General features: G+C 34.4%; 21 protein-coding genes. 10 read left to right on the plus strand and 11 right to left on the minus strand.

Annotated elements, in window-relative coordinates; translation table 11 throughout:
- Positions 1–19 precede the first annotated feature (19 nt).
- The 4 genes from cysC (at position 20) to UABHE_RS32425 (ending at position 5649) form a co-directional block, all read left to right on the plus strand.
- Positions 20–622, plus strand: a complete 603-nt coding sequence (gene cysC / locus UABHE_RS32410; RefSeq protein WP_372367607.1) for an adenylyl-sulfate kinase — start codon at positions 20–22, stop codon at positions 620–622.
- A 341-nt stretch (positions 623–963) separates the two neighbouring features.
- Positions 964–3630, plus strand: a complete 2667-nt coding sequence (locus UABHE_RS32415) for an MFS transporter (RefSeq protein ID WP_372367608.1) — start codon at positions 964–966, stop codon at positions 3628–3630.
- A gap of 105 nt (positions 3631–3735) precedes the next feature.
- On the plus strand, positions 3736–4692 hold the full coding sequence (locus UABHE_RS32420) for a fatty acid desaturase (protein WP_372367609.1): 957 nt from the start codon (positions 3736–3738) through the stop codon (positions 4690–4692).
- Positions 4693–5649 (plus strand): pentapeptide repeat-containing protein, encoded by a 957-nt coding sequence (locus UABHE_RS32425; protein ID WP_372367611.1) that lies wholly within the window; start codon positions 4693–4695, stop codon positions 5647–5649. It begins immediately after the preceding gene.
- A 238-nt stretch (positions 5650–5887) separates the two neighbouring features.
- On the opposite strand, the gene UABHE_RS32430 is transcribed toward UABHE_RS32425, so the two are convergent.
- From UABHE_RS32430 to UABHE_RS32445, 4 genes are all read right to left on the minus strand, one after another.
- Positions 5888–6418: a hypothetical protein gene (locus UABHE_RS32430; RefSeq protein ID WP_372367613.1), complete on the minus strand. Its 531-nt coding sequence runs from the start codon at positions 6416–6418 to the stop codon at positions 5888–5890.
- Positions 6419–6475: 57 nt separating this feature from the next.
- On the minus strand, positions 6476–6937 hold the full coding sequence (locus UABHE_RS32435) for a hypothetical protein (protein WP_372367615.1): 462 nt from the start codon (positions 6935–6937) through the stop codon (positions 6476–6478).
- Positions 6938–7069: 132 nt separating this feature from the next.
- On the minus strand, positions 7070–7723 hold the full coding sequence (locus UABHE_RS32440; protein WP_372367616.1) for a hypothetical protein: 654 nt from the start codon (positions 7721–7723) through the stop codon (positions 7070–7072).
- Positions 7724–7875: 152 nt separating this feature from the next.
- Positions 7876–8430 carry an HD domain-containing protein gene (locus tag UABHE_RS32445; protein WP_372367617.1) on the minus strand — a complete coding sequence of 185 codons (555 nt, stop codon included), beginning with the start codon at positions 8428–8430 and terminating at the stop codon, positions 7876–7878.
- Between the two features lie 310 nt (positions 8431–8740).
- Between UABHE_RS32445 and arcC the strand changes: the two genes are divergently transcribed.
- Positions 8741–9685 carry a carbamate kinase gene (gene arcC, locus UABHE_RS32450; RefSeq protein WP_372367619.1) on the plus strand — a complete coding sequence of 315 codons (945 nt, stop codon included), beginning with the start codon at positions 8741–8743 and terminating at the stop codon, positions 9683–9685.
- Positions 9686–9870: 185 nt separating this feature from the next.
- Here the strand turns inward: arcC and UABHE_RS32455 are convergent, their stop codons facing one another.
- From UABHE_RS32455 to UABHE_RS32475, 5 genes are all read right to left on the minus strand, one after another.
- Positions 9871–10470 (minus strand): DUF3365 domain-containing protein, encoded by a 600-nt coding sequence (locus UABHE_RS32455; RefSeq protein ID WP_372367621.1) that lies wholly within the window; start codon positions 10468–10470, stop codon positions 9871–9873.
- Positions 10470–11243: a sterol desaturase family protein gene (locus UABHE_RS32460; protein ID WP_372367623.1), complete on the minus strand. Its 774-nt coding sequence runs from the start codon at positions 11241–11243 to the stop codon at positions 10470–10472. The genes UABHE_RS32455 and UABHE_RS32460 overlap by 1 nt, the downstream gene beginning before the upstream one ends.
- 87 nt (positions 11244–11330) lie before the next feature.
- Positions 11331–12011 carry an FkbM family methyltransferase gene (locus UABHE_RS32465; RefSeq protein ID WP_372367624.1) on the minus strand — a complete coding sequence of 227 codons (681 nt, stop codon included), beginning with the start codon at positions 12009–12011 and terminating at the stop codon, positions 11331–11333.
- A 192-nt stretch (positions 12012–12203) separates the two neighbouring features.
- Complete coding sequence (gene fahA / locus UABHE_RS32470) at positions 12204–13469, minus strand: fumarylacetoacetase (RefSeq protein WP_372367625.1); 1266 nt, start codon at positions 13467–13469, stop codon at positions 12204–12206.
- 3 nt (positions 13470–13472) lie between these two features.
- Positions 13473–15473 carry a carbon starvation protein A gene (locus UABHE_RS32475; RefSeq protein WP_372367626.1) on the minus strand — a complete coding sequence of 667 codons (2001 nt, stop codon included), beginning with the start codon at positions 15471–15473 and terminating at the stop codon, positions 13473–13475.
- A 260-nt stretch (positions 15474–15733) separates the two neighbouring features.
- Between UABHE_RS32475 and UABHE_RS32480 the strand changes: the two genes are divergently transcribed.
- Positions 15734–16306, plus strand: a complete 573-nt coding sequence (locus UABHE_RS32480; RefSeq protein WP_372367628.1) for a ComF family protein — start codon at positions 15734–15736, stop codon at positions 16304–16306.
- A 57-nt stretch (positions 16307–16363) separates the two neighbouring features.
- On the opposite strand, the gene UABHE_RS32485 is transcribed toward UABHE_RS32480, so the two are convergent.
- Positions 16364–17038, minus strand: coding sequence for an STAS domain-containing protein (locus UABHE_RS32485; protein WP_372367630.1), 675 nt, complete (start codon positions 17036–17038; stop codon positions 16364–16366).
- A 159-nt stretch (positions 17039–17197) separates the two neighbouring features.
- Here UABHE_RS32485 and UABHE_RS32490 point away from each other — a divergent pair, with 159 nt between their 5' ends.
- From UABHE_RS32490 to UABHE_RS32505, 4 genes are all read left to right on the plus strand, one after another.
- Complete coding sequence (locus UABHE_RS32490) at positions 17198–17806, plus strand: hypothetical protein (RefSeq protein WP_372367631.1); 609 nt, start codon at positions 17198–17200, stop codon at positions 17804–17806.
- 124 nt (positions 17807–17930) lie between these two features.
- Positions 17931–18590, plus strand: a complete 660-nt coding sequence (gene msrA, locus UABHE_RS32495; protein WP_372367633.1) for a peptide-methionine (S)-S-oxide reductase MsrA — start codon at positions 17931–17933, stop codon at positions 18588–18590.
- Between the two features lie 141 nt (positions 18591–18731).
- On the plus strand, positions 18732–20216 hold the full coding sequence (locus UABHE_RS32500; protein ID WP_372367634.1) for a hypothetical protein: 1485 nt from the start codon (positions 18732–18734) through the stop codon (positions 20214–20216).
- 8 nt (positions 20217–20224) lie between these two features.
- Complete coding sequence (locus tag UABHE_RS32505; RefSeq protein WP_372367635.1) at positions 20225–20992, plus strand: hypothetical protein; 768 nt, start codon at positions 20225–20227, stop codon at positions 20990–20992.
- A 145-nt stretch (positions 20993–21137) separates the two neighbouring features.
- Here the strand turns inward: UABHE_RS32505 and UABHE_RS32510 are convergent, their stop codons facing one another.
- Positions 21138–21311, minus strand: a complete 174-nt coding sequence (locus UABHE_RS32510) for a hypothetical protein (protein ID WP_372367636.1) — start codon at positions 21309–21311, stop codon at positions 21138–21140.
- Between the last annotated feature and the right edge of the window lie 24 nt (positions 21312–21335).

The following is a 21335-nucleotide window of genomic DNA, read 5'->3' on the forward strand; positions in this document are numbered from 1 at the left end:
ATAACATAGGGGAAATGAAATGAAAAATAACAATATCTACTGGCATCATGGTATTGTGAACCGAAAGCATCGCGAAAAATCAAAAGGACATCGGAGTTGTTGTTTGTGGTTTACTGGACTATCAGGCAGTGGTAAATCTACAACAGCATGTCATTTTGAAGAGTATTTACACCGTAACGGAGTGCACTCGTATTTGTTAGATGGAGATAATATTCGCCATGGCCTGAATAAAGATTTAGGGTTTTCCCCCGAAGATCGTTGCGAAAATATTCGACGCATTGGTGAAACAGCAAAGCTTTTTGTGGATGCTGGTGTGGTCGTTTTGGCTTCATTTATATCTCCTTACATTAAAGATCGTCAGGCGGTGCGCCAGTTGTTTTGTGAAGGTGATTTTATTGAGATACATGTTTCTTGTGCTCTAGATGTTTGTGAACAGAGAGATCCTAAGGGTTTGTATAAAAAAGCGCGTAGTGGTGAAATATCTAATTTTACAGGTATTTCTGCTCCTTACGAAGCGCCTGTTTCAGCAGAAATAATTATTGACACAGGTGTGAGTTCTTTAGAGGAAAATGTCGTGCAAATAGTGAGCTATTTACAACAAAATAATTATTTACACATGTGATTTTCTTAAGGAGCTTTGAAAATGTACTTAAAAGCTTTTGTGGCTCTTTTAAAAGATAAAAATGTTGATTTTGGTTTGAACGTATAAGATAATGTAAAAATGCTCTAGAGACAACTGCCTTTTATTTTAGGGCTGAAGTTCCTGGAAGCGCTTTTGCTATAGAATTAAATTATCCTAAGTCCCTTTTTTTATAGGATAATTGGAGCAATAGCGTTTTGCAAATTATTTAGAGGTTTGAGTTAACAAATTATTTTCTACTTTAGAAGCAAAAATACAATGTTTCGCAAATCAAGTCAATGTAACATTGTACTAGCTTCTAGTATTTTAAAGGTTTAAATAGTATGTCTCGCGGTAGTGATATAGATTTCGCAAAATTTTCTCTGATTTTTGGTTTTGCTAAAAAAGAGGAAATTTGTTCGGCCATACGCGAAGTAGCATTGTTACAAGAACTTGGAATAAACAAGCGTTTACCGCATATTATGTATGAACGAAGAATGTTGAGCGCTGAACAAATCCAAGCTATCTTTTGGGGTTTATACCACTCTAAGAGAATTCGTCGCTATCCTACGCGTATCGTTTATGATTTTACACATGAAGATGACCAAGTTTTTTTTGAAAAAGCCTCCGTTCCAATTAATGACTTAATTGACGATATTCGTAATAAAAACAAACAAGAAAGCACCTTTCCACAAGAATTCTTAATTTATTGTCAAGACATCCAGAATACGTTGGCAAAAAAAGGATTTAAGCGCTCTTTACTTTCTATTCTCAATACCAAAGGCTATTTAACAAAACCTTATAAAAATCTTATTCCCGATATTGAAAGCAAACGTATTGTTCTGGCATCACCTCGGCAAGTTAAGGAGGTTCACTTTCGAAGAAGATGTGAACAAATACTTTACTCTGCTTTAGCAAAAAAGAAGTTTAAACTAAAAGATAGTGAAGCTTCTCATGCCTTAGACGTATGGAATCAGTCTTTAAAACATGATATTGAATTTAAATACAGCGAAATACTGTTTTTCTTAGGTTATGCAAAGCGTACAGAAGTTCATTCTGTCGCTATGGTTCTCGAATATATTACAACAATAGAACAACATCCTAATGTTAAATTTGTAGATTCACGCGCGCGTTTATTTTCAATTCAAAATCCTGAATATAAAGAGAGATATGCTGCGGAATATGAACTTGCTGAGAAACTGCGAAGTATTGGTCTAGTAAAAATAGATGGTTCTAATATTCTTATTTACAAAAACATTATTGATCATGATGATTTGCCGAATGATCAAAGTACAGCAAGTATAGATTTAGCTTTTGTTTCTGGCAGTGATAAAGGACTTCTCACTCATCAAAAATTACTTTCTATTGGTGCTAAATCTGAAAAAGAAAGGCGAAAAAATCTTTTTCGGTCAATGTTTCCTTATTCTTTATCAAATCTTGGACGTGAATTTGAACAGGTTTATTTAGATGAACGAATTGCCATTCGCAAAAGTCCTGTTAATGAAGCAAATGAGATTGTTCAGGAATGGGCGCAAACACAGATTCTATCATTACAAGATGAAACATATCAGACAGAAGTTGTGCCATTACCAAATGAAAGTCCATCTAAACGACGTGCAGTGGCTCCCGATATTGAGAACACAGACTATATTTCTCTTCCGCAAAATGATAGTCAACAAGCTTCTGGAGCGCAAACAGAGTATTTTTCGTTGGCTCAAGCAACGCACGAATTAAAAGTGCTTAGTGCAAAAATTGAGCAAAATGTAGCAGAAGTGCGCTCAACAAAATTATTATTTTGGTCCATTTTTTGTCTTTACGCAGGTGCTGCTGTTATTCTTTCCGATTTAGATAAAATTTTCCAAGGGCAAGATGACAATCTTCCTCTTTTTAGTGGTATGAGTACTTTTATTATGTGTTTCCCTGCGATTTTTTGGGGAGGACATATTGGTAAACTTGCTGATAGAGGACAGGCACATAAATTGATTTTATGGGGCTTTGTTATTCACGTATCCTGTATGCCTTTTTTACCTTTTTGTAGCAACATTTATATTCATCTAGTTGTTAAATTTTTTCAAGCTATTGGTTTAGTTGCTGCAGGAATTGGTACGGAATTTTGTGTTAGTCGTTGGTATGGTATTGGCGAACGAGGGAAAATGCTGGGGGTTGCTTCGATTACAGCTACTGTTGCAGCTGCCGTAGGTTTTGTATTACCTGCTTTTTTTGAAGGCATACAAATACCTTATGTTAAAGATTCTTTAGCTCCCGTATTTGCAGCTTCTATATTGTGGATGGTTATTTCTGCTATAACAGCACCTTTTGCATATAAATATATTCGATTGGGAGCTGCTAGTACAGAAGATGTTGATGATGAACTACCTGCAGAAAAACTCGCTGTATCGCGCGTTCCTTTACTTGCATCAATGATTTATGGTATTGTTCAAATGGGAATTTTTATTGTCTTTTTGCCTACGTTTGAACAAAAAATGGGTGAAAATCCTTCTCCATATTTAAATGAATATTACTTAGCAAGTATTTTAGCTCTTGGATCGGTTATTAGTAGTTACATTTTCGGTAGTGTTAGTGACCGTATTGGTCCTCTTAAAATTTTACGCAGTTTAACATTTCTAGCTATCGTTTGCTGCATACTTGTTCCGTATTATATTCGTTTAGAGCAAGCTTTACTGATCTTTTTTATACTAGGTCTTGTCGAAGGTGGACTCCATCCTTTGGGCTTTTCGTGGTTACTAGAAAGTATTGATGATGAACAGTACTATGGAGCGGCGACAGGTGCATATACTTTGTATAACAGTGCTGGAGCAATGTTTGGGTGTTTATTCTGTGGAATAATCTTTAAATATGCAAGTATTAGTACGTTTTTCTTAGTATTGACGATTATTTTCATTCTTTATCTCTATCTTCTACTTATTTCTAGAACGCGAGATGCTCCTTTTGCAAAACGTAGAGTACGAGGCGTTCTACGATTATTAGAGCCTCCAGAGGCTGAGATATAGATTACGAATACAATACTCTACTAAAAATACACTTTTTCCATATTTTAAATATATGGAAAAAGTGTATTTTTTTTGTTTAAGTCCCTATTTCATAAGGAGCCCTCTATGGATAGTTGCGCAGAAAAATTAAACATTGAACAAGAGCAAGTTCAAAAACTACACCAACTTAATCATCATAAAACTTACCTACGTATGATTGTTTTTCTTGTCCTTTATTTTGTAAGTGGCTATAGTGCTTATATGTATGTAATGTGGATGAGTACATGGTGGGCATTTTTACTTATTTTTCCGCTTTACATTATCGCGGGAGCTTCGCTTCATGGTATTAGTTTATTTACTCATGAAGGAGTTCATGGAGTATTGTCTCGTAATCGTTTATGGAATCATACTCTCAGCGCTTTATGTGCTATGCCTGTTTTGCAGAATTTTGCAGCGTATCGCGTTTTGCATTTAAAGCACCATCGACATTTAGGCTTAGAGGGAGATCCTGATCATTATGATAATTATACCAATTGGACTTGGCTTGTTTTCGCGATGCATTGGGGAAGATTAATATTAGGATATCCTGCTTATATAACTGCAATACCTATTCTTGGTTTTCAACAAGGTAATATAAAAGATCGTTTTTGTATTTTTGCTGAACTTATGGTAATGAGTGCTATTATTTGGGCAATATGTATTTCTCCATTGTCATGGACCTTACTTCTTCATATGTGGTTAATTCCAATGATTATTATTAACACAATGGTGAATATTCGTGGTATGAGCCAACACACTCTTTTAGAACATGAGTCTGACACAATAAAAGGAACACGGACTATTTTGACAAATCCTGTTACTACGTTTTTTATGTGCAACGAAAACTATCATTTAGAGCATCATCTTTATCCTAATGTTCCGTGGTATAACCTACCTGCAATGCATCGCGAGTTAAAAGATGACCTAACAGAAAAAGGCGCGCCTTATATACCTTCTTATTTTGCTTTTGTGTATGATTTTATTGTCGCCAGTATAAAAAGAAGCCCAGCTGGTAGTGTTGTTGTTGGGAAGAATAAAGTTTAGATGGAAAATCGAAATATTATACCGTTTCTTCTGGATTGTTGTCAGAGTAATGATTTTAAATTATGGAATAAGCGAAGAAAAGCATTTTCTGATTCCCATGAAGATATTAATCTCGAAGGAACTAGTTTAGAAGGATTAAATTTAGCAAAATTTAATCTAGCTTGTGTGAATTTAAAACATGCAAATCTGCGAGGATGTAATTTACAAGAAGCTGATTTAAGGGAAGCAAATTTGCAAGGAGCTAATTTACAAGAGGCAAATTTGCAAAGCGTAAAATTTTATAACACAAATTTGAGATATGCAAATTTTACAGAAGCGAATCTCGCATTTTCTTACTACTCAGAAGCAAATGCTGAGGAAGCAATTTTTACAAACGCTAACTTGATGCGCGCCAAGATACGGAGCTCTAATTTTCAGTTTTCTATTTTTAAAGAAGCGAATTTAAAAGATACATATCTGTTATCTAATCTTGAAAATGCAAATTTTGAAGGAGCGATACTAGATGGCACTATTTTTGGAGCTCAAGGTTATCATGGATATACGGATGAAGCATATGGTCTTACAAGTGGCCAAATCGCATGTTGCGCTCATATTAATAACATAATAGCGCGCAAAAAACTTTTACTCTCGCTTCAAAAATCTAGTCCAGAATTAATGAAGTGGTGGGATCCTATGCTTTATCCTGACATAGATAGCCCAATTTTTAATAGTGTGTATTATTATAGTCGTTCTCCTCAGTCCCTAAGGTCTATAATAAAATTACTTAGTTCTAAAAATGACAAGGATGCTATTGGTGCGATAATTGTTTTAGCGCAGAAAGGGCAAAAAGTGAAAAAGGCTTTGCCGCAAATAAAAAAAATAGTCAATAAATATAAGTTAAATGATAGTGATAATGATGTAGCAAAGATGGTACTTTATGCGGTTGACAAGATAAAGAGTTGTAGTTGTGAAAAATAATTGCTGTATGTCTTCTTGTATCAGGAGTATCTAAAATATTATATTTAGAATAATTTTGCGAGGAGAATAAACCACAGAGATTGCAGAAATAGGTTACAAAACAATACAAACAAAGATTTATCTTGAAAAAGTTTAGGGCGCGTTGATACGCCCTATTCTTTTGATAATGGTTTTAAAGCGCTTTGTTCTCTCTGGCTAGTTTCAGTAAGTCACCAAATTCATTAGAATAGGAGTTCACTTATTCAAATTCAACTGAGAGTATTCTGTTATCAGAAGTAACATAAGCTTTTACCTTTTTGGTAAATAAAGTACCAGCCACACTACGCTCTCTGTATACCATTGATATACTATAACTATTTCCTATTTTTTCTTTTGTTGTTGAAACATGCTGAAAAGATTCTGGTCTTTCCATTTGGTTTTGCACATACTCAACTAAAGGTTGAAATGCGTTGGAATTGTAGTTTTGTGTAGGGATTTTTTTTATTGGTGTGTTATTTGTTGAAATAATTGTGTTTTGTTGTGAACTGTTTGAGCTATTTGAATTTGTCGATGTGCTTTCTCGTACGGCTTGTGCAACAAAAGCTATAAGTAAAAGTAAAACTAGGGCTGAAAATAAGTTGCGAATGGTGTTATCTTCACCTTTGCTTTTAATTTTTGGTTTTATAACTTTTTTTGCTTTATTTTGCTTTTTAGGATATCCGCAATGCAGACAACAACTTGCAGCACTTGAGTGTTTTTTTCCACATCTTTTACATTTTATAGTTGCCATTTTTTCCTCATTGATGCCACCTAAACAATTTAAAAATTGTTTAGGTGGTAAAAAAAATTATGCCTGTGGCTTTTCTTCTCCGCCCTCTTGATCTTCTGATGGAGCTTCATTGTCGTCGCTAGAATTTTTACCAATAAAAATCAAAATTACAACAATAACAATAACTATCAATAATCCTGGAGGATAAGAATAAGACGATGGTACTTTTAAACCACCTTTAATCTCTTTATTTAACGTAGCAACTAATTCTTCGTTTAGTGACCAGTAGGTATTTTGTGATTCACTATAAAGACAATATTCACCACTCCATGTCCATATTTCCAACCAGAATACGCCAAATTGTCCATATTTATATCCAATATAAGCATCTGGAGCAGGAGCCATTTGTTTATAAGCTTCAGGTAAATCTGCGACTTTGGCTATATCATCCCCGTAAGTGATTAACATCTTTGCCTCGAGTTGCGGTACGAACAGAAGCATGATGATTACAAATGAGAAAAGTATACTTTTAGATGACAATTTCTGTCTCCTATCAAAATAATAAAAAAGAAAGATCATGAAAGGTTGAAATCCCTTTTATGATTTAGTACTCATAATCCTTATGAGTATAACATAACTCTTTTAGCTGAGGTATCTCTGAGTACCCAACACTTATATGTAGGTTTCTATGGCACTACTCGTAATCATGCTTCTGCGAACGGCACGCAAATAGAGATTTAAAATATTGGGTTTGGCCAAACTATCTAATAAAAAAATTAAAGGCTTATAAGCGCCTGAGTGAATAAAGTAGTTATATTTTTTGTTTAGCTCGTCGAGTTGTTTACGTGTTATAAGGTCATTATCTACTAAGTTATCACATAATATTTTATTTTCTTCGCTTAACCAAAAATGCTGCATATAACAGCATAGTATTTTATAATAACGACGTGGCAAGATAGACAGTTGCAATAATTCATTGCAAGGAATAACATCCTCTACTTTGTTTTCTTTTACGTAGCGGTCTATTTTTTCTTTTGCTTTTGGTAGAAACTTTAAGGCTTCTTCCATAAAAGAGTTGTTTGTAAATAGCATGTGCTTTTTAAATGTCTCTCGGATAATAATTTCTTGCGATGGATTAAGCATATTTTGTTCAGCTATTAAATCCATTAATGAGAGTTGTGCACCAGTCACGTGATAGTATTCTAGTTCATCTAAAAACATCTCTAGTTGATTATCACCAAATATTCTATTGTGGTGGATAATTTTTCCATAAAGTACATCTGTTGGACTTGGAGGCGCACAAATATCATCTCTTGTTTTTTTCATTTTACACACACTACAGTTAAATTATGAATTTTAGCATTGAAACCTGTGTAGAGAAGGTAAACAACCTACAATTTAGACCACAAAACACAAGTTACGATTTTATATTAAGCTATAATATACAAAATTGCCAACACAAAAACAACCCAACGGTTTTACCGTAGAAAATGGCTATATTCTTTTATTTTAATTTTTAGTCTCTCTGCCAGTAGTTGATTGCTTTTGTGCAGATGGTCGTGAATTATTTCTGCTTCTTGTTGGTAACGCAATATTTTATCTTTTTTCCAGTAGTGGGGCGGATGATAGAGATTCGTTATTCTGTCAGCTATTTTTACCATCCAGACTTCAAAAGGTTGTTGTTTTATCCGTTCCAAGGAATCTAGCATTTGTTGGTTTTTAGTTGGAAGTTGTTCGTTTTTTGTTAGTGACATGACGCCATCAGCAACATTTTTACCAAATGTTTGTAAAATGTCGTTATATGTTATTTTTGTATCTTCTATAGTATCATGCAGTAGTGCACATGTAATAGCTAAATCATGATAACAATTAGGAGTGTGTTGTAGTCCCCAAGTTAATTCCATCGCAACACTTGCAATGTGGTTGATATAAGGAACTCTTATTCCTTTTTTTTTGCCACCGTATGTTTGTTTACTGTGAGCAGATGTTGCAAAATCCCACGCTTTTTTGTAAACGTCTGGAGACCAGTTCATTGTTTTCCTTTGTTTGTAACAGGCTTTTGTTATAAAAATTTTGCAATTCGCTTGTTGATGATTCAAATTATAAATTTATAATACAATGAATCAAGTACAATGTTCAGACCACTTTCTAAGTGACCCGTCAAAAATAGTTAGCCATTGGTATTTTGTTCTTTTAATTTCTAGTTTTGTTACTTCTGAGTTACGTAGCTATAGCGGCGCGACAAGGATGCGTTGTACTAGAAAATAAAGGTCTGTATTCAACAAGTAATTACTTTTGTCAAATCACTTTCGAGATCATTCTTTAACTAAAAGTAGTATAACTATGCAAAAAACTATTATTATTGCTATCGGCGGAAACTCTCTTATACAAGATAAAAATCGACAAACTATTAAAGATCAGTGGGATTGTGTTGCTAAAACTTGCTGTGCAATAGCAGAGATGTATGATCCTCAGGATCGTTTGGTTATCACCCATGGAAATGGACCACAAGTAGGATTTATTTTACTACGTTCGGAATACTGCAAGGATATTCTACACACAATACCTCTTGATATCTGTGGAGCAGATACTCAAGGCTCTATTGGATATCAAATACAACAGTGTTTACAAAACGAATTTAACAAGCGCGGTGTAGAGAAGGATATCACCACTGTGATTACGCAGGTAATTGTAGATAAAGACGACCCTGGTTTTACGGAACCTACAAAACCAATCGGTATGTTTTATAACAAGGATGAAACTACAAAATTACAAAATGAGCATGGTTGGCAGATGGTCGAAGATGCTAATCGCGGATATCGTCGTGTTGTCGCTTCTCCAAAACCTCGTGAGATTATCCAAGCAAATAGTGTATCGAAAATACTTGGTATGGGTAATGTTGTTATAGCATGTGGAGGTGGTGGTATTCCTGTAGTAAAAGATGAAAATGGAGCTCTTCATTGTCGTGAAGCAGTGATTGATAAAGATCTTGCTTCAGCACTCCTTGCAGCAACAATTAAGTCCGATATTTTTATTATTTCTACTGCTGTTGAAAAAGTAGCTATACATTTTTCTACACCACAACAGCAAGAATTGGATAATGTAACTGTTAAAGAATTGAAAAGTTACATAGAGGAAGGGCACTTTGCTCCAGGGAGTATGCTACCTAAAATTCAGGCAGCTATCGAATACTTAGAAAATGGTGGTAAGAAAGTTATTATTACGACACCAGATTGTTTAGCTGAAGCTATTCGCGGTAACACAGGTACTCATATTGTGAATGATTAGAATCTGGTAATCGTTGTTCATTAATTTTGATTTTAATTCCATTTTATCAATATTATTGACCGATTTAAAATAAATTGAACAAATACCTGGTTCAATATTCGTAGTTCGAAACTTGAGTTAGTATTTAGTAGAGCATGTTGACATTTTCTAACGAGCTCTACTAAATTTTGAGAACGATTTACAATTTATTTTAGTTCGGCAACTGGTATAGAAATTTTTAATACGCCTCTAAAATCACCCTTTTTAAAGTTGACAGCTTTGTCGTTGGGATATTTTTCCTTTAACATTTTCTTTAACTCTGGCTTCAGGTTTACTTCACTTCCATGGCATTGTATACACAGTGGTGCTACATAAAGAGGTTTATAGTAATTGATAAACAGTTGGTCATCGAGTCTTACTTTTACTAGGTGATGACTTGGCGCTTGTTTTTTAGTTTTTATTTCTTCAACAAAAAATTTCAAAGCTTGCTTTTCTTCGTTGTTTGGCGTGTTTTTCTGGTTGCGATTTTTTTGTGATGTACGCTTTATTGTAATTTTCTTAGTGAATTTTTCTTGTATTTGAGAAGTTAATTCTTGGGCGTGTACAGAACAAAATTTTGCTGCTTTGACTGTTCCACCTTGTTGTATTTCTTCCATTAGTTTCATCATCATAACACGTAAGACCGTGGTGGATGATTCTTGCCCAATAATCTGCGCTTGTTTTTTTTCTTGTGGGGTAATGGTTAAATTTTCGCCACACCCGATCAATAAACATAAAAAAAATAGTAAAATTATTTTTGTGTTCATTACCTTCCCTTTTTTTTTGTAAATGGCATTTTTAAAAGTTGTAATGTATTTTTTTGTTGCGGGTACTCTACCATACCAATTTGAATAAGCAAAGGGTTTTTATGCCATTTGAAAGTTCTAAACACAAAGTCCCATAAACTCAAAACGCTTGAATAATTAGAGTTTGCTTCGTAGCCATTTTGAGAGTGATGTATGCGATGAAAATTTGGGGTGACAATTACATAGCTCATTATTTTGTCTAAACAGAAGGGAACAGCGATATTACTGTGCTGGAATAAAACAATTACTATAAAAATGATTTCGTAAAAAAAATAGAACTCCAAATCGATTCCCAGTAACCAAATCCAACCAAGTTGTAATATTTTTGAAGTGAAAATTTCAATAGAATGGAAGCGAAAACTAGAGCTAGTATTTAAATTCAATTCGCTGTGATGTACCTGATGAAATTTCCATCCCCAAGGAACTTCGTGCATAAGTCTGTGCCAAGTATACATAAAAAAATCTAATAGCAAAAATGATATTAGAAATTGAATATGTGGGTTTGGAATGCATAATGGTATTATGCCGCTAAACACAGGTTTAGTAGTAATCCACGTAAGCAAAAAAATGAACATGCTGTTAATTGAAATAGCATTTATGAATGCTAATGTATAATTACTGCGTATTTTTTGTAAATAGGACGTTTTAGTATGGTAGAAAACGAATAAGTTCTCTATCACTCCAAATGCAAATAAAGATCCGCAAATGATGTATATTTTCGGTAAATTTACCATGTGATTTTTCTAGCTTCGTTAATCGTAAAAAATTGGGTGATTGTGTACAATGTGAATGATCGAGGAACGTGAGTATGCAAAAATTATTTATGGCACAAAGATCAGATTATTTTCATTGCCCTTAATGCCTAAGCATTCTTCTAACGTACTTATCTTGTAATCTAGATTTGTAAACATCTTTTGTATTTCGACCATGTTTTTCTGCCATATTTCGGCAATGATGATAGGACGATATTTTTTGATCGTTTCCAGTGCTCCTTGAATAACTTCTAATTCATGCCCTTCAACATCTATTTTAATAAGAGATACATTTTTGATACAGAATGAATCTAAGGTTGTTATAGATATCTTTTTTTCGCGATATTTTGTAAATTGTGGATTTTTATAAAGACTTGCCCAACCATTTAATTCTAGTTTGTTTTGAATAGGAATAAAAAGTGTTGATTGTTTTGTCACTGATGATAAACCAACTGTGATGATTTTTATATTTTTAGCACTACATTCGCGGAGATCTTGAACAATACTGTCATTGATTTCAAATGCATACACTTTATTGAAAAAATTAGACATGCGATATGAATACAATCCTTCGTTAGCACCAATATCTATAGCGACTTCTCGTTTTTTGCATAATTTCTTTAGATGTAACAATTCCGGTTCACATGTTTTTAAATTTGAATATAAAAAATATTTAAAACCAAGTTGATTTTTTTTCGGAATGTAGGGAATTACGTATTTTTGAAAAAAACGAATGATTAAGCGTTTCATGTAGTTTTAGGTCCTGGCGTTTGTAAAACTAAATTTGGGTTTTATAATAAGCGATTACTTTTGTGAGGTCACTTAGTTTAATGACCATGTAAGCACCCAAGGCTTACCTCAAGTACTTACATGTTAGAGAAGACTCCGACTTCGAAATAATGATTTATCAAAGCCTAGAAAAAAAGTCTTTGTTGTGCCAGTTTAGTCTATTGCAGGTAAGATTTTGCCGTGGCATTTACCGAATCCCACGCGATAGCCATCACCTTGGCACCAACCTTTTAAAGTAACTTCATCACCATCTAACAAGAATTTACGTTCTTCGCCACTTGGCAACTTCAAGGGTCTGGTTCCGCGCCAGCATAATTCAAGCATACTTCCTAGAGAATCGGGAGTGGTTCCCGAAACAGTTCCTGAACCGTAAACATCTCCAGCTTCGATGTTAGTTCCATTACTAGAAACGTGCGCGAGTTGCTGTGGAATATTCCAGTACATGTTTTGAAAATTCGTTTTTGTCATGCACATTGGCGCATCCATTTTTTCGGTTTTAATATGAGCTTCTAAGTGAATATTGTAATTACCGTCACCCTCAAATTGCAAATGTGGCAATACTGGTGGGTCTTGTTTTGGACTCGAAGCGCGAAATGGTTCAAGAGCATCCATAGTGACAATCCATGGAGAAATAGAAGTGGCAAAAGATTTTCCTAGAAATGGACCTAGAGGAACATATTCCCATTTTTGGATATCACGCGCACTCCAGTCGTTAAGAAGTACCATTCCAAAAACGTAGTCTAGAGCTTCAGCCGTTGGAATAGTTTGCGATAGCGGTTTTCCTGGACCAGTAATAAAACCCATTTCTAATTCGATATCAAGTAGTTTGCTAGCGCCAAATGATGGCACTTCTGCGTCATCGGCTTTTATTTGCCCTTTTGGACGAACGACAGATGTTCCCGAAACCACAACAGAACTCGAACGCCCGTTATATCCAACTGGTAAATGTTTCCAGTTTGGCATCAATGGATTGTTTGGACGAAACATTGAACCAATATTTGTGGCATGTTCGATACTCGAATAAAAATCGACAAAACTAGCTACTTCCACAGGCATTTTCATCGTAACTTGATTTTGATCGATAATGCATTTTTGGCGTAGATCGTTATTGCCTTTTAGTTCAGCGTTATCTTCTCTAAGTAATTCGCTAACTCTTTTTCGTGCACTACGCCACGCTTTTTTTCCGAGCATTAAAAAAGGATTTAGAGAACTTTTGGCAAAGACATTTTTTTCGACGGTGTCAGACATCAAACCAGCATCATATAGGTGCCCTAAGTGAACTATTTTGTCACCTATAGCAACTCCAACGCTGGTATTTCCTTCGTATGAAAATACACCAAAAGGTAGATTTTGAATCGGGAAATCACTGTCAGCTGCAACAGTTATCCACGATTTGAGATTTGGATTATTTTCTTCCATTGTTTATTCCTTATTCTGAGTTTGTTGTTGACGAAATGATTTTAAGCTAAGTATAGCTTCTATGCATAGCCATATCGCCATAAAAAATAATGCACCACCTACTACAATTAACGGTGTGTTTCCTTTTTCGAGAAATTCAATGCCATTAATGATCATCGCCGCAACGGCCATTCCTAGTATAAAAATCATTGGTAGGAGAGTGTAAATGATAGGTTTACCACTTTTGTAAAGATACATTGTCGCTACAAGAAGAGCGATTCCAGCAAGTAGTTGGTTTGTGGTTCCAAATAGTGCCCAAAGCGTAAGTCCGGCCGGTTTTCCATTTATTTTCATAAAAGCAAAAAATGCAATGGCAATGACCGCAAATGTTGAGGCAATGTAGCGATTTTGTAAAGCAGGAACTTTGACATCTTTGCCAATTTCTTCGATATTATAACGTAGTAAACGTGTTGCCGAATCAAGAGTTGTCATAGCAAAACCAACGATGAGAACCGCAATAAGTGTTTTTGCAAAGTCAACGGGGATTCCTACATGAGCAATAAAATTAGCAGCTCCGTCGACAAAAGCAGCAAGCTTTGCCCCTAGACCACTTGCTGCTCCCCAGTCACGATAAAAATATGCCCAACTTTTTTCAGAAGAAAAACCTGCTGTGCATGCAAGAATAACGACAATAGCTAGAGCTCCTTCGGTGAGCATAGAGCCATAACCGATAAATTGAGCGTCGCGTTCATTTTTTACTTGGCGCACTGTTGTTCCCGATGAAACTAAGCAGTGGAAACCGGAAATTGCGCCACATGCAATGGTGATGAAAAGAAATGGAAACATTGCTGGTATTCCTGTGGTAATATCGCGCACAAAAAAATGACCGTGAGAATTTACTGCTGGAGCAACAATCGTTGGAGCACCGATAAGGAGTCCTATGTATACAAGACCTAGGCCAATATATAATTGAAATGAGTTTAAGTAATCTCGTGGTTGTAAGAGTAACCATACTGGCAAAATGGAGGCGATAAGAGCGTAACCTAGAAGTATATAAATCCATGTATCGCGTGCTTTTGTTGAAGCATTTTTCAAATCACTGACAATTTCATTGTTTTTAGTAGCGGTAAAGAACTTGACCATCGTGCTTGCATTTTGTGGAACTAATTTATGGTATACAATGGGTACGCTTTTATTATCAATAAGTTTAGCATTTATTGCCAAAACAGTGTCGTAAGAATAAACATCTTCTGCAATTGATGATTGTTGAGAAGTTTTTAAATCGGAGTCACCATAGTCAGTGATATAACAATAACGATCAAATGTACCATCAGCAACATAGTTATTTACCGTTTGTAAAGTATCTGCTTTTGCGAAATAGGGGTAGAGGCTAAACGGATAAGAAATACCAATGTACATAGTGATAAAAACTAGTGTCAAACCAATAATGCTTGCGGTTCGTAATGGAACGCGGAATTTATAAACAGCTAGTCCCATTACCACAGCAATTCCGATGAGAGAGAATGTTGGTATAACTGCCTGGGGATGAAAATCGTTAAATAGTAGCGCGATAATGAGTGCAAAAGCCCCCATTGCTAAAGCTAGAGCAAAAAAGATTATGAATAAAAAAAGTAATCGCGCGCGCCTACCAATGATGTCTTTGGTTATGTCTCCAATAGAACGCCCTGAAAATTTTAAGGAAATTCCCAAAGTAACGAAATCATGAACTGCACCAAGAAAAATAGTGCCAAAAAATACCCATAAAACAGCGGGTAGCCATCCCCAGATGACGGCAATAGCAGGGCCTACAATTGGTCCAAGGCCTGCAATAGAAGCGAAATGATGTCCAAAAAGTACAAATTTGTTTGTCGGTATATACTCATGACCATCTTCATAAATGTGTGCAGGGGTTTTACGGTTTGGATCGAGACCTAAAATTTTTACCGCAATAAATTTGCCGTATACAAAGTATGCCATCAAAAAGCCAGCGATAGATAGTATCGCTAATAAAATCGCATTACTCATTAAATTTCCTTTAGAGAGATTGTTGCGTAAGTGACGCAAGTATAAATATTGCGTAGAATTTTAAAATTGACGATTTAAATTCTTGTCATTAACCAGTGTTATAGTACACGATATTTGAAATACTCAAGGAACCAATATTATGTTAAAGGGTTTTTATTATGTCAATACTTGACTTTCTCTATCCACCACTGTGCTTTGTATGTGAGAAAAGCACTTATCATTGTAACAATAAATCCTTATGTTATACATGTTGGAAAAATATGAATATAATTCAAAGGGTTTGTCAGGAATGTATGCAGCAACAAACCGCTTACTGTTGCAAATCTAGATGTAACTTCACTGAGTATAGATGTGTTACAAGATATAGTGGTGATATAAAGAAGCTACTCACTAATTTTAAATTTTGTGGAAAAGTCCACTATGGACAGCTCTTGGCAAGTCTTTTGTTTCGCAATATTGCGCGTATGCCTTTTTTACAGAAAATTGATTTTATCATTCCTGTACCAATGACTGCTAAAAAAAGGATACAACGTAGATATAATCAAGCAGAAATTATAGCGACTCACTTGTCAAAAAAAATGCAAGTATATTGCATGAAGCGAAATTTAGTAAAAATCAAAAATACAAAGAACCAATCCTCGTTATCGAAGGAACAACGAAAACAAAATGTGCGAAATGTTTTCCATTTAGTGAATAAATCATCTCTTTATCAGAAAAATATTCTTCTTATCGATGATATTTGTACAACTGGGAATACCTTGCAAGCATGTATAAAGGCTTTAAAAACAGCGAAATGTAAAAACATTTACATTGCTACTATAGCATATGGATAAATTTTTGATATGTGACCCACTAAATACTTTTGTCAGATTACTTGCAACACAACGCATCTAAAATTTTTCTTCTAATTTTGTGAGTAATGTTATCGCAGGTTGGTAATTTGGTTTTTTCTTTATAATTGTTTTTAGTAATTTTTTGGCTTGATAGTAGTTCCTTAGTTTTATAAATAACGAAGCTTTTTTCATCATAAAATAAATATTTCCATTGTCGAGTTTTAGAAGCTTATTTGTAATTAGAATTGCTTTATCCCATTTACGCTGTGATACAAAATGATTGAATTGCTTTTTGAGTTTTGGAATAACAGATTCACCGCTTAGATAAATTGTTTTTTCGCGGTTGTGTAATAGTGATTTATTTTCACTTTTCGTTGCAAAGCTTTCTAAATAATTTGTTGCTTCACTTCTCGTAGCAAATATATTGAAAAAAGAGTCAAGCTCCAACATGGAAAATACGATCTTGATTCGCGGTGGTAAATCAAAGAAAACTAATCCACCGTTTTTAGACTCTAGTTCGTCAGCAAAGTTAACCAGTGTCCCTAAGGCGATACTATTGATATAAGATACGCGAGTGAGATCCATGATGAATCTCGTATACCCCAATGATTGCAATTCACCTAGTTTTTGTCTAAACGCAGGAATTGTTTTATGATCAATTTGTCCTTTAGCGCGAAACATTACTGTTTTGCTAATATTTGGAAAATCAATATTCATTTCCAAATTTTGCATTCGCTATCCTTTCGCTGCACTGGTGTGGTCCTTCTCGAGAATAATTTACACATTATACACAAAACAATAAATATTTTTCGAACAAAAAAAATAGCGTTATTAGATTACTCAATATATAATAGAGACAACGACTTACATATTTTTGCGAAGGAGATAGTCATGAAAAAGATAATTGGGTTGTGTGTATTTTGTATGATTATGGTTAGTTGCCAGAAAAACGTATACACTTATGATGTTTCGCAAACCGTCCCTAGTAATAAAGCGATTGCGAAAAAAACGTATCCTCTTTATGTACAAATGGCTTATAGAGGTATTAAGAAAAGTAATAAAAATGGAAAAGAAGCTTTGAAGTTTGATTTACTTGTTCAAAATATGGGGGCTGAAAAAGTGACTTTAGCCCCAACGAATTATTACTTACTAGACGAAGAAAAAAAACGTTTAGACCCACTTGTTAGGAAAGAACACAAAAACCTAACTGTTGCCCCTGAAACCTCGACACTGTTTCCTGTGTTTTATACAATACCTAATGGTTATGAAATGGATGATTCGCAAATTTTACATCTGTTGTGGGATTACAATGTTGAGAGCCAAAAATATGAAATGGAAACAAAGTTTGATCGTCGAATGATTCGCGAAAAAGACTATTTTGGTTATCCTATTTCTCAACAATTTTACCAAGGCCCAAAACAATTTCGACGTTTAGGCCCTGGACCATTGTGGCGTTATCAAAAACTTGAGAATAGAGGTTTTCGTAACCGAAGAAAATAAGTGCGATTTGGTTCTTTGCTTATAAAATTTATTTATAAATAAATTTTGGTGTAATGATATTGTATGATCCAACGACCAATAAAGCATTGGGAACATGCGTTACTTACAAAACAAGGAGAATGATATGAGAATTATGCTTTTAATGGTATGTTGTCTTTTGCCGCTGTCGTGTCAAGAGGCTGTTGGTGTTGTGAATATGGATCACAATGAGGAAGTAAAAAAAATGAACGACCCTAAATTAAAAACGGCGACATTTGGTGGTGGATGTTTTTGGTGTGTTGAAGCTATATTTCAGCAGGTAAAAGGTGTTCATAGTGTTATATCTGGTTATTCTGGTGGAGTAAAAGAAAATCCTACCTATAACGATATACTTAGCAAGAAAACTAAGCATGCAGAGGTATGCCAAATAAAATACGATCCAAAAGAAGTATCGTTTAGCGAATTATTGGAAGTATTTTGGAAAACCCATGATCCGACAACACTCAACAAACAAGGCAATGATGTTGGTCCTCAATATCGTTCGATCATACTTTATCATAGCGATGAACAAAAGGAAATAGCAGAGAAATATAAGCAAAAATTACAGGACGCAAAAGCGTGGAGTAATCCTATTGTTACAGAAATAAAACCACTAACAAAATTTTATAGCGCAGAAAAATATCATCAAAATTACTATAGTTTAAATCCAAATCAAGGATACTGCGCTTGGGTAATCCAGCCAAAAATAGAAAAATTTCGCAAAGTATTCAAAGATAAATTAAGTGATAAAGCAAAAACCAAGTGATAATAGCGTTTTGAAAATTTGAACAGTTATTAACTGTGTTTGACTCTTAGAGAGTATCTGCATTTATTTTTAGGTAAACCTCATACCATAAAAAGCAATGCGGGTATTCTTTTTTTTTGCATTTTTCTAGGGAGACTTAAGGTGAGAATAGCGATATTTATAATATTCATTTTAATTGGTCTTAGCGCCCAGAACCAAAATTTACGACGTATAAATCTCGATATTTCGGCTGAATTTCCCCCAGGAGAAGTTGTAGATGCAAAAACGGTAGAATTAAATGGAAAAGACGTTCGTGGAAACTTGTTTTACCCAGGTGTGTATCAACTAAAAATAGCTGAACCTGGATTTGCAACTATAAACAAAAGTCTTGTTATTTCTGATGAAGAGTTTTCGTTTGTAATTAGAGAAGTGTTAAGAGTAAAACCTCGAAAAATAGAAATAAAAATTACTTATGACATCGAGCCACCTGATTATTTAGAAAATTACAAAGTAGTTCTGACACTTCTAAATGAAGCTTCTGTAGTAAAGTACGTTAAGTCAAATGATATTATAAAGCCTGGTATTTACTTACTAAGAATTACGAAACCTGCCTACCAAACGGTAGAAATAAAGCAATATGTGTGGCCTGATAATAATCCATATATGATTGAGCAAAAGTTATATGCAAAGCGGGTTCCAATTAATGCTCTCATTACTCACGATGTAAAGCCATCTGATAATCTTGAGTCGTATTTTGTATCGATTGTTTCAAAAAAAACGCGTGCGTTACTGATGGCACCTGAAAAAATTCGCCCAGGGAAATACGATCTGAAGATTTCTCAACCTGGATATAAAACAGTACAAAAAGTATTAGATATCAAACCAAGCGAAAAACTATTTCTAGTAAAAGAAAAACTAATTGCAAAAAAGCGTCCTATTTCTTTTGAGTTTATTGTTACAAATGGAGGATGTTTACAAGATGCTTGTAAAGTCATTGATCTCAAAACTCAGCAAAAAATAGGTTTTAGAGATTTATTTAAGCCAGGACAAGAAATGCATTTGAGGTTTAAATTCGATTCTTATAAAGATCTAGAGGTTAAAATAATTCTTCCTCCAGGAGAAGGTCCTTATTCTCACTTTAACAAGGGAATAGCTCTTGTTCATCTTTATCCTATTTGTTTTACAGTTCGCCGCTGTATAGAAATAATGGATGGCTTTGAATATGAATGCAGTTTTACTATTGATGGTCAAATACCTGAAGATATTCATATTAAAAAAGAAAGAGGTTTTAGATGTTTTTACTATACGTTAATGGTGTTGTCTAAAGCAAAAAATTTTCGCGCATACATTGGATATAAGTATACACAAGTCGACTTGAAAAATTTTCATCAAGGCATGATGATTGAACAACCCAATAATATATCGGTAGCGAAACTCATTGAACATCTTGATCGGATTGCAAAAAATGAGAGTTACAACACATCTTTAAATGTCATCAAAAAACTTCTAAAAAATTCTCCTAGCCGAAAAATATTGAAACAACTTACAAATAGAAATCAATTAATTACCTATCTCAAAACTTGGAAGTTAAACACTACAGAACGTAGTCAGTTGCAACTATTGATAAAAGATATCATCAAAAATTAGAGGTTGTTATGAAAAAATTCATTTTTGTTCTTGGGTTTACCTGTATTTTGAATTTTGCCTACTGCGATAAGCCATTTAGTGTAAGCAAAGAGTACGACTATTTAGAAAAAGATTATCGCTTTTTGAATAATATAGCAGTTGAAGGTGACTGGAATCTTTTAGAGAAACATATAAAAGAAATGAATTACATAAAGCGTATTGAGAAGTTAGTTAATACGAAATTTTCTTTAGATTTTGATCGCCAAGGAAAAAAGAAAAAACAGTTGCAAAAATGGTTTGATGAATTAAAAATATGGCTTGTTTATATCTATGAGTGCGGTCGTGGGCGTCGAGATCCATCTATTTCTGAAATATTGAGTGATGCTTCTAGGAAAATATCTGAAGTAGAAGAGTTATATTACAAAGGCAAAGAAATACATAGCGAACATCTTTTAATACGAGTTCTAGAGATTACGAATAATGTTACGCCTGGACTGAATAAACATATTGATTCTTCCAAAAAGAAACAGGTACAACCACTATTAAAAAGATACATATATTTCTCGAAGTTGGCGAGAACAGAGTTAGAAATTATTGATAAAATAAAAAGAATTAAGATTGATGGAACAATATATTTTTCTAATCCTCAAGAAAAATGGCGAAGTGTTGCTTTTATTGAGAAGCAGATTTGGCGAGTAAATGACAGATTAAAGAACGGTTTTGTTGTGAAAGAAATTCGATATGGTGAAGTTTTGTTCGAATATAAAAAGAGGCGTTTTGTTTTACGTAAAGAATGAATAGCGAAGTGAAGAATCTAAGCTAGAAAATCGAAAGCTCTAAAACGTTTAACAAACAATAACTTTTCACGCTTTTTCTAACTTAATCCTTAAGCCAATAGCTTATTTTATAAAAAACTCCTGCATTATGCAGGAGCTCTCATTGTTATTGTAACAATTCTTTATAAGTGTCTTCCTCAAAACCTGCCATCGCCCAGGTTTTCCCGATCAACACTGGTGCACGGAGAGTTCCGCTGCGTCCTAGAAACATTTTAAGTAATAACTCTTCATTGGCTTCTTTTGCCGATAAGCGTTTGACAGTTTTTCCTTTTTTTTCCAAGAACAGTTTTTTACCTTTGAGAAG

The organism is Candidatus Uabimicrobium helgolandensis, from assembly GCF_041508025.1.
Lineage (GTDB): Bacteria > Planctomycetota > Uabimicrobiia > Uabimicrobiales > Uabimicrobiaceae > Uabimicrobium > Uabimicrobium helgolandensis.

What these genes read in the sequence shown, in the direction of transcription:
- fahA (WP_372367625.1), bottom strand. Translation starts at nt 13,469, where the DNA reads ATGGAAGAAAATAATCCAAATCTCAAATCGTGGATAACTGTTGCAGCT.
- UABHE_RS32415 (WP_372367608.1), top strand. Translation starts at nt 964, where the DNA reads ATGTCTCGCGGTAGTGATATAGATTTCGCAAAATTTTCTCTGATTTTT.
- UABHE_RS32505 (WP_372367635.1), top strand. Translation starts at nt 20,225, where the DNA reads ATGAAAAAATTCATTTTTGTTCTTGGGTTTACCTGTATTTTGAATTTT.
- arcC (WP_372367619.1), top strand. Translation starts at nt 8,741, where the DNA reads ATGCAAAAAACTATTATTATTGCTATCGGCGGAAACTCTCTTATACAA.
- UABHE_RS32480 (WP_372367628.1), top strand. Translation starts at nt 15,734, where the DNA reads ATGAATATAATTCAAAGGGTTTGTCAGGAATGTATGCAGCAACAAACC.
- UABHE_RS32475 (WP_372367626.1), bottom strand. Translation starts at nt 15,473, where the DNA reads ATGAGTAATGCGATTTTATTAGCGATACTATCTATCGCTGGCTTTTTG.
- UABHE_RS32465 (WP_372367624.1), bottom strand. Translation starts at nt 12,011, where the DNA reads ATGAAACGCTTAATCATTCGTTTTTTTCAAAAATACGTAATTCCCTAC.
- UABHE_RS32445 (WP_372367617.1), bottom strand. Translation starts at nt 8,430, where the DNA reads ATGAACTGGTCTCCAGACGTTTACAAAAAAGCGTGGGATTTTGCAACA.
- UABHE_RS32490 (WP_372367631.1), top strand. Translation starts at nt 17,198, where the DNA reads ATGAAAAAGATAATTGGGTTGTGTGTATTTTGTATGATTATGGTTAGT.
- UABHE_RS32440 (WP_372367616.1), bottom strand. Translation starts at nt 7,723, where the DNA reads ATGAAAAAAACAAGAGATGATATTTGTGCGCCTCCAAGTCCAACAGAT.
- msrA (WP_372367633.1), top strand. Translation starts at nt 17,931, where the DNA reads ATGAGAATTATGCTTTTAATGGTATGTTGTCTTTTGCCGCTGTCGTGT.
- UABHE_RS32420 (WP_372367609.1), top strand. Translation starts at nt 3,736, where the DNA reads ATGGATAGTTGCGCAGAAAAATTAAACATTGAACAAGAGCAAGTTCAA.
- UABHE_RS32485 (WP_372367630.1), bottom strand. Translation starts at nt 17,038, where the DNA reads ATGCAAAATTTGGAAATGAATATTGATTTTCCAAATATTAGCAAAACA.
- UABHE_RS32430 (WP_372367613.1), bottom strand. Translation starts at nt 6,418, where the DNA reads ATGGCAACTATAAAATGTAAAAGATGTGGAAAAAAACACTCAAGTGCT.
- UABHE_RS32425 (WP_372367611.1), top strand. Translation starts at nt 4,693, where the DNA reads ATGGAAAATCGAAATATTATACCGTTTCTTCTGGATTGTTGTCAGAGT.
- UABHE_RS32460 (WP_372367623.1), bottom strand. Translation starts at nt 11,243, where the DNA reads ATGGTAAATTTACCGAAAATATACATCATTTGCGGATCTTTATTTGCA.
- cysC (WP_372367607.1), top strand. Translation starts at nt 20, where the DNA reads ATGAAAAATAACAATATCTACTGGCATCATGGTATTGTGAACCGAAAG.
- UABHE_RS32455 (WP_372367621.1), bottom strand. Translation starts at nt 10,470, where the DNA reads ATGAACACAAAAATAATTTTACTATTTTTTTTATGTTTATTGATCGGG.